Consider the following 13,597-nt stretch of genomic DNA (forward strand, 5'->3'; position numbering starts at 1 on the left):
CCCTGAACATGACCAGGCGGCCGGTTGCGAAGTATAATTGGATGGTTGTAACAGGCCTTGGGAGACGATTCGCCAAGGCCAACAATGGGCCGTACTGAACCGGTTGTGTAGGGTATGGCGATGGTGAAGGCGAAGAACCCGCAAGCAGAAACCATAAGCGCGACCGCCGCCCGAAAATACTGGCGCGCGCTGATGACCAACGTCGTATCCCTCGTAGACAGTGCAGACACGCTTGCAGAGGAGTCGCCATCACTTTCGCGCTCGCTGCTCATCCTCGCCCAAGAGGAGGCTGGAAAGGCGAATGAGCTGTACATACGGTCGCAACGCGCCTGGTCGGACGGTCTAGACGTTATTGAGCTCGATGAGCAATTCCTCAAGATGGAGCGGTGGCACCATCCCAAGATAATCGCTTCGCTTCAGGCCGATGCGGAACTGGACCCGTTCTGGGGTGACTGTACCTCGTACGACTTCGACCCTAACACCATGGACATGCAGCAGTATGTATCCGATAGAATTGATGCTGAAGACACCTATGCAAAGGGACTTAATAGACGCAAGCAGGCAGGCTTCTATGTCGACCGGGACGGTGAAAGCGTTAACCCACCACAGGACGTAACCATTGAGGATATCAGGGCAGAGATAGTCCGCACAGCTGGGGTTGCAGAGATGCTGCTTATTACCGACAACTCGCGCATGCAGCGCCTCCCAGAGAATAAGTTCGACTCGACGCACGACCTCCAGATGGCACTAATGCCGTACTCGCATCCTCAAGAGTTCGCCGACTGGCTCAACAGGCAGGGCTAACATAGCTAATGTGTGACTAGGTTTTAGGCCTAAATTGCCAAGCTATCCACTAACGTCCGGGTCGGTTTGGAGGGTTGCTCGCGATGGAGTCGTCTACTATCCAAATTACCGCGGCGCGCGACTCAGCTTTGCCGCCTTCCTACCGGTCTTTAAAACTCCGGATAGCCAGCTAGGGCCACTTTTGCCCGGGATGAGCGTCGCAAGCAATGACACAAAAGGCGCCTTACTAGTGGGCTCGGTAACGGAAACCCTGAGTGCTCGGTGCGCCTTCTGCCTCGGCGGAAGGTGCCACGAAGAGCGTCCTTGATGACCTGCTGCTACTTGCACCGATCCCAAGCAACATCTCGTCAGAGCTGGTAAGGACTCAGCACAGCCCACGTTGCATTCAGGCGACCGAGGCCAGGTACGTGGGTGCGGCCTGACGGAGTGCGGCGATTGCGCGGTCGCGGCGGCGGCGGACGGTCCGTTCGTTGATGCCGAGGTCGTCGGCGACGCGGTGGCGGGTCGCGGTGCCGTAGCCGCGGCGGCGTTCCAGGTCGAGGAGCATGAGGAGGTCCTGGAGCGGTGCGACGCCGTGGCCACCGGCCCATAGCAGCATGTCGACGACGTCCAGATCGTCGTCTTGCTGTTCGGTCGCGTCGAGGTGCCGCCAGGCGGGGTCGTGGGGGTCGACCGAGATTACCTGCGGTCGGCCGGGGAGGCCGGCTCGCAGTTCGCCGCGGAGCAGTACTTGTTTGGTATCCAGCAGCAGGTTTCTGGCGTAGGCCCGGTTCCGACGCCGCCAGGGGTAGCGCCGGATCCGGCAGGTGAGCTCGCCGGCCACAAGGGGCAGGATGTTGTCGGCGAGGTGCGCGAGTTTTGCGGCCAGGGCGTGGATTCCGCCGCTGAGCAGGTGGAGCAGCACCACCAACGCGTCGGGGTCGTCCGCGCCGTCGGCGGCGGCCAGCGAGACCATTGCTCCGATGATTTCGTCCGCGCGGGCCGCGGGCGCGTGTTCCGCGACCAGGGCGGGTAAATCGCCGACGCTGCGCAGGCCGGTCAGGGCTGGGGCTTGGATTGCCCAAATGGCGGGGCGGCCGGAGCGGTCGAGTCGTTCGACAAGGATGGGCCAGCTTCCGGCGATGGCGGGATCGTTGAACACGGCATTGCCTTTCGGGGTGTCGGGATCTGTTGGTGCCGACACTCCGGGGCGTTGTCCTACTTACTGTCCTTCGTTACGTCACCCGCCCCTTGGGTGACAACAGATCCGGGTCCTTTCGCGGTTGTCACCCACGCGAATCTCCGATGACTACAGCCAGGTGACGAGGATCGCGCCGATGATCAGCGCGGGCCCCATCGGGATCTGCATCGCCCGATAAGGCACGCGGCGATCGGCGATCGCGAGGATTCCGGCGGTGACGACGGCGAGGCCGAATGCGGCCAGTTGTCCGGTGAGGACGCCCGACCAGCTCGTCCAGCCGAGCAGCCCGGCGGCGAGGGCGGCGACCCGCACATCACCTAATCCCAGCGCAGACGGGGCAAGGAAGGCGACGGCGAACCACCCGGCGCCGACGGCGGCCGCGGCGAGGAGCGCGCGCACCAGGTGGTCCGGTTGCCCCGTGACGGCCGCGGTGAGCGTCAGCATCGCCAAGACGGCGACGGCCAACGGATACACCAGTCGGGCCGGGAGCAAGTGCTGCTGGGCGTCGGTGACACAGCAAACGGCGCCGCCGGTGGCGAAGAGCCACCACGCGAGGATTGGGTCACCCCCTGCGGCAGCAGCGGCCAGGACCGCAACGACCAGCGCGACAGTGGCCAACCGCGCCGCGCTCACCGATCTGGGCCGCCACCACGGTCCCCGAGCCAGGTCCGGGTCGATGGTGAGGCCGACGGTCCAGGCCGCGAGCAGTGGGCTGACCAGAATCGCGGCGACCACGGGCACCGGAGCCATGCCCCATGACATTGCGGTGAACCGCTGGTCAGGCGGCGGGTGGAAGCCAGCGGCGACGTCGCAGGATCTCGGCGGTCCTGGGTGGCAGGTCTTCTTCGACTTCGGCGTCGTGGTTGGCCATGATCCGTTTCACGTAGGCGTCGGCTTCCGCGGTGTTGCCGAGGGCTTCGCTGGCGGCGACCAGGTCGAGCAGGACAGTGTCGGCGGTGCTGCCGGCGGTGAGCGCGACGTTTGCGGCGGTCTGGGCGAGTGCTGGTTCTCCGGTGGCGAGGTGGTGGGTGGCGAGGAGGTGCGCGACGTCGGCGATGCCCGCCAGGTATTCGTGGTCGAGGGGTGGATCGATCAGCCATCCGTAGCCGCCGGGGCGTTGCCGGTCGAACGGCGGCCCGGTGACAAGGTCGAGCGCGGCCCGTAGGTCCGGGATGCCGCTGGTGCCGCGGCTTACGCCGCGGAGCCGGAGTCTGCGGAACAGTTCGGCGTCCAGCAGGCCGCCGACGATGCGGTAGGTGCCGCCGCCGGTGCGGGTGTTGGACGGCAGGTATTCCTGTCCGGTGGTCGGGTCGGTGCCGAGCCATTTGCGGGCGACATAGATGGAGTTCCGAAGCTTGGGCCGGTCGACGATGTCGGGGTCGTCCGGCCAGAGCGCGGTGCCGAAGGCTTCGACGGTGGCGCCGCGGGGTCGGGTGGCCAGGTAGGTGACGACCTCGGTGTGCCAGGCGAGCCGTGGGTGCCCGGCCGGTAGTTCGCCTTGTGCACGTACCTGGATCGGTCCTAGCACGGTGATCCTGGGTCGGGTGGTGGTGTCGTCGTACCAGTCGGCCAGGTCGACACCGAGGTCGGTGTCGCTGTACTCGATCCGTTCCCGCACGTTGTGGGGTACCGGTGGGGCGAGGGTGTCCAGGTCGGCCTGGTCGGCGGCGGTGCGGTCCAGGTAGGCGCGAGGCGGCAGCGGCAACGCCGATTCCGGAGGCGGCGTTCGGTCCAGAGCCTCAGGGCCATTGGCAACGTCGGTGCGTACCGGGTCCGGGCGGGTCAGCTGCGGTAGGGGGTTGCCGGCGGCGTCGGCGTACTCGTCCCATGGCTGGTCCCCTCTGGAGGTGGGCATGGGGTGGTCGTCGGTCGCCGCAGCGAGCGCGAGCAGCGCGGCCAGGTCGGCGGCTTCCCGCTCCGGCAATTGTTGCGCCATGATCCGCAGTTGTAAGGCCGGGATACCGAGGGTGCCGTCCGGATGGACGTGCAGCGTCCACCTGCGGTCGGTGCGGGAATCGGTGTCTGCGTCGTCGCTCGGCCCGGTCGCCTCACCCGTGGCGTCGACGACGGCGACGGCCGTGCGTTGGGCGTGGCTGAGTTCGTCGACCAGCACCCACAAGGCGCTGGATGACACTGCGCGGGCGGCGGTCGGTGAGATCAGGATAACCAGCGGTGTCGGCACGTCACCGCCGGCCGGGTGCGTCCGTGAGTCGAGGACGGACCGCTTGCTGCCACCCGAGTCGTGCAAAGTGTCGGCGAGGGCTCGGGTCGCCGCGGCGGTTGCCGTCGGGAGATCGTCGGAGTGGGTGAGCCGTTCCGGGTTCAGCGCGGTCATCTCGGCGCCGAATCCGACGAGGGTGACGTCGACCATGTCCGACCACGCGTTGTGGGCCAATTCCGCCGCGATGAACCGGGCCAGGTCCATGCCCCGGTCCTGATCCCCGGTCAGCGCCAGATACCCGACCTGTTCCAGGTCCAGCAACCACTGTTCCCCTGCCTCGGTGTGCCCGACCGAGACCAGTGTCGGGTACGGCGCATAGACATCCTCTCCGCGGCCGCGAGCTTCAGCCTCGTGCTCGTGGTCGTCGCGGTTGAGCGTCCAGGTGGTGCCGGTGTCGTCGGACCGCCATGGGGCGGGTGGTGTGTGGTTCGGCGCGGCGAGGATGAGGTCAATCGATTGGTTGCCCAGTCGGGCCGCGACGACGTCGGGGAGGTCGCCGTGGCCGGCGGCGGCGGCGCGGGTGAGGCCGCGCAGTGCCCGGTCCAGGAAGTTCACGTCGCCCATCCCGGTGGCGCCGGCGGTGAGCAGGGCACGCTCGGTGTCCTGCAGCTCGGCGGGTGTCTGGGTGATGCTGCGCCCCGGTGAGCGGTACCGGAACTGCCGGCGACGGTGCCGGATCAATGCCAGCAGGGCGCCCCCGGCGAGCAGAGCGCCGCCGGTGAACCATCGCGCCGCGGCACCCTGCTCGACCCCAGGATCGCCCGTGTCGGTGGCCGGCGTGCCGGAGTTGTTGCCGCTGTCGACCGGCGATTGCGCGGGCGGTGTGGTCTCCGACTGAGCTGGCCCGGGTGACGCCGAGAGGGCTGCGTCGGCGGGTGACAACCCGGTCGGGTGGCGTGGTGACAACGGCGTGGTCGGCTGGGGTGTCGCGACTGGCGGAGTCGAGGGCGGTGTGACAGGTTCCGGCACCGCGGCAGGTGGCTCACTCGTACTCGGTTCTGGGTGGGTGACATCCGGTGGGATCAGGATTTGCCAGCCGGGCCGGATGTCGTCCGGGTCGGAAAGCGTGGATCCGTCGGGTTGGATCCGGCCCAGGTTCGCGGCAATGAGATCGTCGAGCGGGAAGTGGTTGTCCACCGCGAGTTGGGACAAGGTGTCCCCCGCCGTCACCGGGATGGTGTTGTCACCCGCGCCGTCACCGCCCTGCGCGGCGGTGGGGATGGTGACGGTCCAGCCCGGTTCGATGTAGTCGGGGTCGGTGAACCGGTCGCCGTCGGGTTCTTCCCGTCCGGCGTTGGCCGGCCACACGGTGGTCCAGTCCGTGATGCCGTGGCTGGCGGCGAGTCCCGACAGGGTGTCCCCGGGCTGGACCATCACATCGACACGTGGGCTGGCGTGGTCACCCTTCGCACCAGCCGCCGCTGCCGGGTTGTCACCCGTGGTGGTGTCGGGGATGACAACGGTCCAGCCGGGTTGCAGAACCGTTCGCTCGGTGGCCAGCACGGTGCCGTCCGGTTGGGCGCGAGACTGGTTGAGTTCCCACAGTTCGCGCCAGGCAGTGCCGTCGCCGAGATGCGTGGCGGCGAGGTCCCACCAGGTGCGGGGACCGTCTCCGGTGAGGACGACTTCCCGTGTCGGTGCTGGGGCGGACCCGACCGTGCCGCCGGCCGTCCCGTGGGCGGGTTCGGTCACCGGTTCGGTCACCGCCGGGACCGGGTGGTGCGCGGGGCTCATTGCGATCGCCTGCGCGGTCGGGACGACGGTGGACGCGGTGATCGGGAGCAGCAGCAGGGCACCGCTGACCAACGCCCGCGCCAAACCCTGTTGGCCGGCGAAGACGCCGGGGATGCGCTGCGGCATCGGTGTTCGGCGGCCCGCGGAGATCAGCTCGACCGCGAATGCGACGGCGAACTGCGCCCACGCCACGTACAGGGCGGCCGCGAGCGCGGCGAGCACGACGTGGTCGTTGACGTCGCCGGCGAGCAGGTCCGGCACCCGGGTCAGCGGGTTCCCGATGGTGCGCGACAGCAGCCAGGGCACCCCGAACAGCAGAGCGAGGGAGGCGACCACCGATGCGCCGGCGCGGAAGGCTCGCATCACACGGCACCCCAATTCTTGAAAGGTTGATCTGTCATTTCAGGGCGCTCCGGTGGTGGTGCCATGCAGGGGCGTCGCGGTGGCAGTGGCGGCGCCGCCGACCTGGGTGATGCCGACGATGGCCAGCATCGCGGTGGGTGCGGTGGCGCGGGCGGTGACGGTGACGGCCGATCCGGTCACGGTGACCTCGCCGGTGACGTCGGCGGCGGCGAGGACCGCGGCCGCAGCGGCCCGCGCGGCGCCCGGGTCTGCGGTCAGCCCACCGGGGCTGGTCGCCCGGAGCGATTGCTCGTCAAGTGCGTCTGCGCCGGCCCGGGCCGCCTGTTGTGCGGTGTCGGCGGCCCGGCCGTGGGCCGCCAGGGCCGCCCCACCGTCCAGGACCAGCCCGGCGAGCAGGATCAGCGCGACGGTCATGATCAGCAGGTAGGCGGTGACTGATCCCCGGTTCCCTTCGCGTTGCATCCGGATCCACCGGCGAGAGGCCGCAGCGCACAGCCACCGCCGAAGATCCCTGCGTGGCATCAGTTGTCGCTCCCTGGTGTTGGGAATTGGCGGTGAGCTTCTAGGGGTGCCCGGCCGGTGGATGACATGGTGGCCGTGCCTGGGAGGCCGCTGAGCGCGAGCTCGGAGAGGTCTGCGGTGCAGGTGATGGTCACGGTGACGACTCCGCCGGGCTGGAACGCGGCGGTGTCGACGACGGCGGTCATCGCGGTGCAGGACATGCCGGCGTCGGCGAGGGATGCCGCGGCGGCCCGTTGGGCCCGGGATTCGGCCTGCCCGGCGGTGCCGGTCAGCGATGCTGACCGTGCGGCGGCGGCCGCGGCCTGTTCGACGAGTTGTTTGCCATGCGCGTACCGGCCGAGCCCCACCACCAGCAGCACGATCGCTATGACGATGGGCGCAAGGATGACGAACTCGGTTGTCATCGACCCGCGGTCCCGATCCTCGCCGACGCGATTGAGGCACCGCGGCCGGTTCATGCTGTGCTCACAAAGATCTCGAGCGGAGCGGTGGCCTGTTCTTGGATGGAAAAGTCACCGAAGGGGAGAACCGTCAGCACATCGGCAGTGACGACGGCGGTCGCACCGCCCGGGTCCCGGTTGATGGTGACTGTGCGGCGGGGGAGCAGGTTGGGGGCCACCGCGGCGAGGTAGGCGTCGCCGGCGGCCTGCCCTGCCGCCGGTTGCGCCTGGTAGGCGGCGGCGGACCGGGCGGCGGTCTGCGCGGCGGCCTGGGCGACGTGTCGGCCGTGCCAGACGAGAGCGAATTGCACGACCAGCAGCGTGAGCACGACGATGACCGGGACGATGATCACCGCCTCGATCGTTGCGTCGCCGCGGTCTGCGTCTGGGCGCATTCGCCGCCAGCGATCGGTCAGCAATGACCGACCACGGGCGGACACGGCGTTGCGGCGGGGCGTCATTGGCGCTGCTATTGCAGGGTGATGCTGTTGGCCTTGTTCATCACGAGGGTGGTGATGACCGCGCCGGCGGCGATCGCGAGGGCGACGATGACGCCCATCCACACCAGTTGGGCGGGGATCTCACCGCGATCGCCTTGGGCGCGGAGCAGCGTGATTCGCGCTGTGACCCAGTCGCGGACCGCGTCGAGTGTGGTGATCATGTCGTTTCCTTTCGTCGGTGGTGCGGCGGTCAATGCGTAGCGAACGGTTCCAAGTGGATTGCGAGGCAATGGTTAGGGAGGTGGGTCAGAAGTTGAGGACGGCGATCATCGCTGGGTATCCGATGAACAGCAGGTAGCCCAGGCCGATCAGCACTTGCGCCATTTGCATGCTTTGGTCGGCCTTCCCGGCCGCGCCTTGGAGGTTCGCCAGTTCCCGCCGGCGCATGGTTTGCGCGCGGGCGGTGAGGGTGGATCGGACCCTGGCGCCGTCGTTGGCGACCAGGGCGATGAGTTGACCGAGATCGCTGAGTTCGGTGACGCCGATCCGCTGGCCCAGTTCCCCCAGCGCGGCCCAGGGGTCCCGGCCTCCGCGGGTGGCGCGGTACAGGGTGTCCCGGATCAGTACCAGTGGCCACCCGGTGCCGACCTTCGCCGCCGCGGGGAGCGCCTCGGCGGGAGCGGCCCGGGCGGCCATCTCCAAGGCGACCAGGTCCAGGTAGGCGCCAAGGGCGTGCCGGAACTCGGCCCGCCGGCTGGTGGCCTCTCCCCTGGCTTCAAGGTCGGGCAGGAAGAACAACGCACCGGCCAGCAGCACGGCCACGATCAGCGGCGCCCCGGCCGGTAGGGCGGCACCGGCAGCTGCGGGCACGACGACCAGCAGTGCCAGGGACAGCAGCAGGCCACCGGCGGCGAAGAGCACCTTGCGGGTCATGGCCTGCTCGTAGCTGCGGCCGGTCAACGCGAGGTCCTGCCGCAGGCTGCTGTTCGTGACCCCGCGCAGGGTCAGTTGCCGGGCCACCCAGGACCCGACAGCGGTGGGCAGCCCTGGAGGTGTCGACGCCGAGGGCTCCGTCGGAACCGCTTGTGCCGTACCGGCTGCGGCTGTGTGGGCGGCGTCGAAGCGGGCCAGTTCCACCAGTGGTGCCGGTCGTGGGCGGGCCAGGTGCAGGATCAGCAGGAAGATCACCGCCCCGGCGACTGCGCCGAGCCCAACCGCCGCGGTCACCGCTGCACCGCCCCGGACTGCCCACGAACCGACGCCAATACAAGGGTGTCGGCTGGGTCGGTGTGCTGCCAGGGTCTGGCAAGGAACGGCGCCACTGGTTGTTGCGTGGACAGTTTCCGCATCCAGAGGAATGCTGCGGCGAAGATGCCGACCACGACCGCGAGGGCGACCTGCCCGGCCGGGGTGCCGTAGGGGGCGATGTAGGCGCCGCTGAACACCACGAGGAACACCCCGATCACGACGGTCACCCCGACCACGATCTGCACCCCGCGGCGCAGTTCCACCCGTCCGGCGGAGATCTTCCGCCGCATCTCCAACTCCTCCCTGGCCGCGGTCGTCAACCCGGTCAGCACCTCACCGAGCCGGTCACCACGCCGGGTCGCGGACAGCATGAGAGCGGCGATCACGAGATCCGCCGACGGATCATCGAGGTCGGCCGCGAATGCCGATAATGCCTGGTCCATCGGCACTCTCGCTCGCAGCCGCCCCACCAGAGCGACCAACGCCGGCCGGATCAACGTCGGGGCGTTCACCGCCGACGCCGGGATGGCCTGTTCGAGGCTGGCGTGCGCGGCGATGGTGTCCCGCAGCGTCTCGGTCCAGGTGACCAGCGCCTCCAGCGAGGCGATCTGCCGCTGCTCGGCGTGGGTGCCACCGAACAGCGCCGGCCACCACAGCACCAGGGCACCCAACCCGACGGCGGCCACCGGCCACCGGGTGAGCGTCAGGGTGAGCGCCGCGACCACGACCGCGCCCAGGATGCGCCCGGACAGCCCCGGCGACCGCACTGCCGCGGCAAGCCGCGCCGTGCGGGTCGGCGGCCGGGCGGGATCGGTAACCGTGCCGTACAGGCCGACGGCCGTCAACCAGAGCGCGGCACCCATGCCCGCGCCGAGCAGCACGGCCACCCAGACCGACCCCATCACCGGCCGCCGAACGCGAAGGCGTGGGCGGTGTCGTCGTACCCGGCGGCGTGCAGCGCCCGGTTCCGCTCGAACGTCAGCCCGTAGTCGTCAGCGCGGATCGCCCGCCCGTCCACCGGGGACGGCGCGAAGATCAGCCCGCTGGCCACCCGGCCATCCGGGGAGCCGACGACCTCCCGGACCTCGGTCACGCACCTGCGGCCCCCCAGCAACGGGTTCTTCTCGACAAAGACGACGAAGTCGACGGCGTTCGCGATGAGCGAGTGGGCGACCGCGAAATCCAGCTTTTCGTACTGGGCAGCGTAGGTCGCGAGTTTGGCGAACACGTCGGTGGCGGACCGGGCATGGATGGTGGACAGCGAACCGTTGTTGCCCTGGCTCATGGCGCTGAGCATCTCGACCACCTCCGGGCCCAGCACCTCGCCGACCACGCACCTGTCCGGGTTGTGTCTTCTGGTGCGGCGCACCAGGTCCCGGATGCTCAACCCGCCGTTGCCGTCGGCGTCGGGCAGCACCTCCTCGAGTTCGACCACGTCCGGGTGCAGGTCCGGGTGCCGCCGCAGACCCAGTTCCAGGGACCGTTCCACGGTGATCAGCCGCTCCGCGGGCGGGATCGCGTTGATGAGCGATCTCAGCAGGGTGGTCTTCCCGGCGTCGGTGGCGCCGCCGATGACGATGTTCATCCGGGCGGTCACCGCGGCCTGCAGGAAACACGCCAGGTGATCGTCGACGGTGCCGAGTTCGACCAGGGTGGACAGGAACATCTGCGGGTACCGGGACGGGCGGATCGACACCACGGGCCGTTCCGCTGCGGACATCACCGCGGACAGCCGGGACCCGTCGGGGAGCCGCAGATCGAGCTCTGGGTTTGCTCGGCTGAACGGCCGCGCGTTCATCGACGCCCGGGACGCCAGGTTCTGCACGATCCGGATGAGTTCGTCGTCGGTGTCGGCGATCGGCCTTCCCCGGACCTTGCCGCGGGCGTCGGCGTAGGTGATGAAAACCTCGTCGCAGCCATTGATGTCGACGTTTTCCACGTCCGGATCGGTGATCAGATCCTGAAGTTGCGCCGCCTCAAAGATCGCGGCGTCCACGGCCATGATCAGTTTCAGGTCGTACCCGGCGTCCGCCGGGAGTTCCCCGCCCGCGGCCAGCACCGACGCCAGGTGCCGCTGCACTTCCTGGGTGATCAGGCTGAACGCCAGCTGCCGCTCGTCGGAGTCGGACAGTTCCCGCTGCCCCCGCGCCTCCCGGTGCTGCTTCGCCCGGGTCATCTCGTCGGCGACCCGCCCCTGCAGGGTCGTCACCAGCCGGTAGTCCAACGGGGTGTCGGTCATGACCTTGTCCCTTCCATCACCGTGCCCACCGACGCTGCAACGTCCCCGGGCGCACCGGCGCGATCCATGCCGCCCTTGCCGTCTCCTTCGTCGCCCGGCGCCGGGAGGGCAGCGAGTTCGGGCCAGCCGGCCAGCACGGCTTCCGCGGTGGAACGGACGGACCGGACCAGGTCACTGCCGGCGAACCGGCGGGTCAGCTCTCCCGCCCACAAGCCGCGCGCGCCGACGGGGTCGTGCGCGACGAACCCGATGACGGAGGCCGGCGATCCGATGGACGCCAACAACTGTCGCACCTGCTCCACGGCGGAGCGGCGGTCCCGCAGCTCCCCCTTCACCACGACCGCCAGGGTGGAGCGGGTCCTCGTCGGGTCCCCCAGGGTGCCGGACAATTCCGCGACCCGGTCCCGGACGTGGTACAGCCCTTCCAAGGTGGCCGGGGTGAGCAGCAGCACGACCGTGGACGCGCGCGCTAGCGGCAACGCCGCATGGTCGGAGGTCAGCCGGCCCATGTCGGCGATTGCCGTTCCGTGCCACGCCGAGAGGCCGCCCGCGACCTGCGGCCACAGTGACCGCAGCGCCCGGAACCGTTCCGCGGACAGCACCCCGGGCACCACCGGAACCCCGAGCGAGGTGTCCTGCGCGTAGGGCAGTGGACCCGCCTCGGTCAGTCCCATCCGGGCAGCGGTCGCCAATCCCGCGACCGACGGGTCGGGCGCCAACCGGCCACCCAACGAACCCCTACCGGGCGCGGGACGAAGCCGGAAAGACAAGTCACTGCCGGCGGTGTCGGCCTCGAGCACCACCCGCGGGCCCGGCCACACCAGGCCCAGCACCGCCGCCAGGGTGGTCGCCCCGGGCGAGCCCTTGTCCGCGCACACCGAAACGATCACGACGACGGCACCTTCAGCACCGCGGCCCCGCCGGCGGCGCTGGCCGCCGCTACTTGCGGGGCAGTCTTCGCCGGGACCACCAGGGTGAGCAGGGTGGTGCCGGGTTGCACCGGATCCGAGTGAGCGGCGAACACCGTCGCGGCGTCGACCAGGACGGTCGGGGCTCGGGGATCTGCGGCGACGGTGGCCTGTGCTGGCAGCCGGAGCACCTGGACCCGATCACCAGGGATGAGCCCGTCCGCGGGGAGCTGCCCGCCCTTCACCGCAACCCCGACCTGGACCATGCCCGTGGGGATCGGGTCCGCGTCGGTGACCATCGAGCGTTGCAGCAGCGTCCCCGGCAGCAACGCCACCGCGGCTCGCTCGCCGACCACCGAGTTCAGGTTCGCCCCGGCGATGGCTGTCAGATCCCCCGCGACGTCCACCGTCGACAGGTCGGATCGGTCGATCACCTCGCCCACCGCGACGGGCGCGGTGACGACCACGACCGGCTCCTTCGACCCGGCGCTGGAGTACAGGTATCCGAACGCGGCGCCAATCCCGATCACCAGCACCGCACCCAGAGCCGTCCACCCCGTTCGCCGCTGCCGGGTCGGTAACGGTGTGCGGGCCAACGGTGGGCCGGACGATATCGGCGCACTGTTCGCCGACACCGGTTGCCGGTCAACACCGTTGACTGTCGTGGTTGGGCTTTTCATCTGATCACCACCTGAATCTGTTCCACCAGAAAGGACGACGTCGACTCCGTCGTCAGCACCGGGAAGGTGCCGCCCGCGCCGACGGTGCTGGTCCAGGTCACCGACCAGCGGATCGAGGTGGCCGCCGTCAGGGGACCATCCGGCGTCACCGCCCGGTACATGTAGCCGCAACCACCGGCGGACGGCGGGTCGCTGCCGTCCGCGGTCGTCCAGGGCCGCCCCGGACCCTCACATGTCACCGGCGCGGCGCCGTCACCCGGATCGAACACCAACGCCGTCGGCGTCGCGGTCACCGTCGCAGACACCCCACGCAACTCGACCGTGCGGGCGCGGGACTGCCAGTCGTCGCTCCAAATCCACGTCCACAAGTTGACCCAGGTGTACGGCAGGCCGCCGTACTGCGGATCCGAGTTGCCCTCGTCAGGCGATCGTTCTGCGGCCGGCTTCGGCAACGTCAACTCGCCGTACGCCTGCTGCGCCAGAACCGCCGGGTCCGGCGGCGGAGGGGGCGGGGGCGGGGCGGCCGGAGCGGCACCCGGCGCGGGGTCCGGTACGTACAAATACTGGGCCGGTCCATTGCAGGTGTTCACCAGCAACGATCCGGCGGCCGGGTCGTTACCGCCCCAAGCCGCCGACGCTGGCGGCAACCCCGATGCGTCACGCCACGCACACTCAGCAGAAGATCCGGCCGACCCACTAACCCCTGCGGAAGACCCTGACCTTGCCCCGTCACTTACTTCGCGTCCCGCAGCAGCCTCCGCAGCATCGGCCTTGGCGGCCACCTGGGCCGCCGCCTTAATGGCTCCCGGTTCAAGACC

At 69.4% G+C, this 13,597-nt stretch carries 14 protein-coding genes; 1 reads left to right on the forward strand and 13 read right to left on the reverse strand.

Features of this window, described 5'->3' with window-relative positions; genetic code table 11:
* The first annotated feature begins 120 nt into the window (after window positions 1-120).
* Window positions 121-804, forward strand: coding sequence for an AbiV family abortive infection protein (locus ACVBEQ_RS09680; RefSeq protein ID WP_447152924.1), 684 nt, complete (start codon window positions 121-123; stop codon window positions 802-804).
* Window positions 805-1,189: 385 nt separating this feature from the next.
* Here ACVBEQ_RS09680 and ACVBEQ_RS09685 read toward each other — a convergent pair whose 3' ends face one another.
* From ACVBEQ_RS09685 to ACVBEQ_RS09745, 13 genes are all read right to left on the reverse strand, one after another.
* The gene (locus ACVBEQ_RS09685) at window positions 1,190-1,987 is read right to left on the reverse strand and encodes a hypothetical protein (RefSeq protein ID WP_447152925.1); all 798 of its coding nucleotides are present in this window, start codon (window positions 1,985-1,987) and stop codon (window positions 1,190-1,192) included.
* 105 nt (window positions 1,988-2,092) lie between these two features.
* Window positions 2,093-2,734, reverse strand: a complete 642-nt coding sequence (locus ACVBEQ_RS09690) for a prepilin peptidase (RefSeq protein WP_447152926.1) — start codon at window positions 2,732-2,734, stop codon at window positions 2,093-2,095.
* A gap of 28 nt (window positions 2,735-2,762) precedes the next feature.
* Window positions 2,763-6,302, reverse strand: coding sequence for a LysM peptidoglycan-binding domain-containing protein (locus ACVBEQ_RS09695; protein WP_447152927.1), 3,540 nt, complete (start codon window positions 6,300-6,302; stop codon window positions 2,763-2,765).
* Between the two features lie 39 nt (window positions 6,303-6,341).
* Window positions 6,342-6,764 carry a pilus assembly protein TadG-related protein gene (locus ACVBEQ_RS09700; RefSeq protein WP_447152928.1) on the reverse strand — a complete coding sequence of 141 codons (423 nt, stop codon included), beginning with the start codon at window positions 6,762-6,764 and terminating at the stop codon, window positions 6,342-6,344.
* A 59-nt stretch (window positions 6,765-6,823) separates the two neighbouring features.
* Window positions 6,824-7,228, reverse strand: coding sequence for a TadE family protein (locus tag ACVBEQ_RS09705; RefSeq protein ID WP_447152929.1), 405 nt, complete (start codon window positions 7,226-7,228; stop codon window positions 6,824-6,826).
* A gap of 50 nt (window positions 7,229-7,278) precedes the next feature.
* The gene (locus tag ACVBEQ_RS09710) at window positions 7,279-7,659 is read right to left on the reverse strand and encodes a TadE/TadG family type IV pilus assembly protein (RefSeq protein ID WP_473163172.1); all 381 of its coding nucleotides are present in this window, start codon (window positions 7,657-7,659) and stop codon (window positions 7,279-7,281) included.
* Window positions 7,660-7,733: 74 nt separating this feature from the next.
* The gene (locus ACVBEQ_RS09715) at window positions 7,734-7,925 is read right to left on the reverse strand and encodes a hypothetical protein (protein ID WP_447152931.1); all 192 of its coding nucleotides are present in this window, start codon (window positions 7,923-7,925) and stop codon (window positions 7,734-7,736) included.
* Window positions 7,926-8,010: 85 nt separating this feature from the next.
* Window positions 8,011-8,931, reverse strand: coding sequence for a type II secretion system protein (locus ACVBEQ_RS09720; RefSeq protein WP_447152932.1), 921 nt, complete (start codon window positions 8,929-8,931; stop codon window positions 8,011-8,013).
* Window positions 8,928-9,854 carry a type II secretion system F family protein gene (locus ACVBEQ_RS09725; protein WP_447152933.1) on the reverse strand — a complete coding sequence of 309 codons (927 nt, stop codon included), beginning with the start codon at window positions 9,852-9,854 and terminating at the stop codon, window positions 8,928-8,930. The genes ACVBEQ_RS09720 and ACVBEQ_RS09725 overlap by 4 nt, the downstream gene beginning before the upstream one ends.
* Window positions 9,854-11,191: a CpaF family protein gene (locus ACVBEQ_RS09730; protein WP_447152934.1), complete on the reverse strand. Its 1,338-nt coding sequence runs from the start codon at window positions 11,189-11,191 to the stop codon at window positions 9,854-9,856. Before ACVBEQ_RS09730 ends, ACVBEQ_RS09725 begins: the two co-directional genes overlap by 1 nt.
* Window positions 11,188-12,081, reverse strand: coding sequence for a hypothetical protein (locus ACVBEQ_RS09735; RefSeq protein ID WP_447152935.1), 894 nt, complete (start codon window positions 12,079-12,081; stop codon window positions 11,188-11,190). The genes ACVBEQ_RS09730 and ACVBEQ_RS09735 overlap by 4 nt, the downstream gene beginning before the upstream one ends.
* Window positions 12,078-12,779 carry an SAF domain-containing protein gene (locus ACVBEQ_RS09740; RefSeq protein WP_447152936.1) on the reverse strand — a complete coding sequence of 234 codons (702 nt, stop codon included), beginning with the start codon at window positions 12,777-12,779 and terminating at the stop codon, window positions 12,078-12,080. The genes ACVBEQ_RS09735 and ACVBEQ_RS09740 overlap by 4 nt, the downstream gene beginning before the upstream one ends.
* Entirely contained in the window at window positions 12,776-13,369 is a 594-nt protein-coding gene (locus ACVBEQ_RS09745) for a hypothetical protein (RefSeq protein WP_447152937.1), read from the reverse strand. Before ACVBEQ_RS09745 ends, ACVBEQ_RS09740 begins: the two co-directional genes overlap by 4 nt.
* Between the last annotated feature and the right edge of the window lie 228 nt (window positions 13,370-13,597).

The sequence above is a fragment of the Nakamurella sp. GG22 genome (assembly GCF_052976845.2).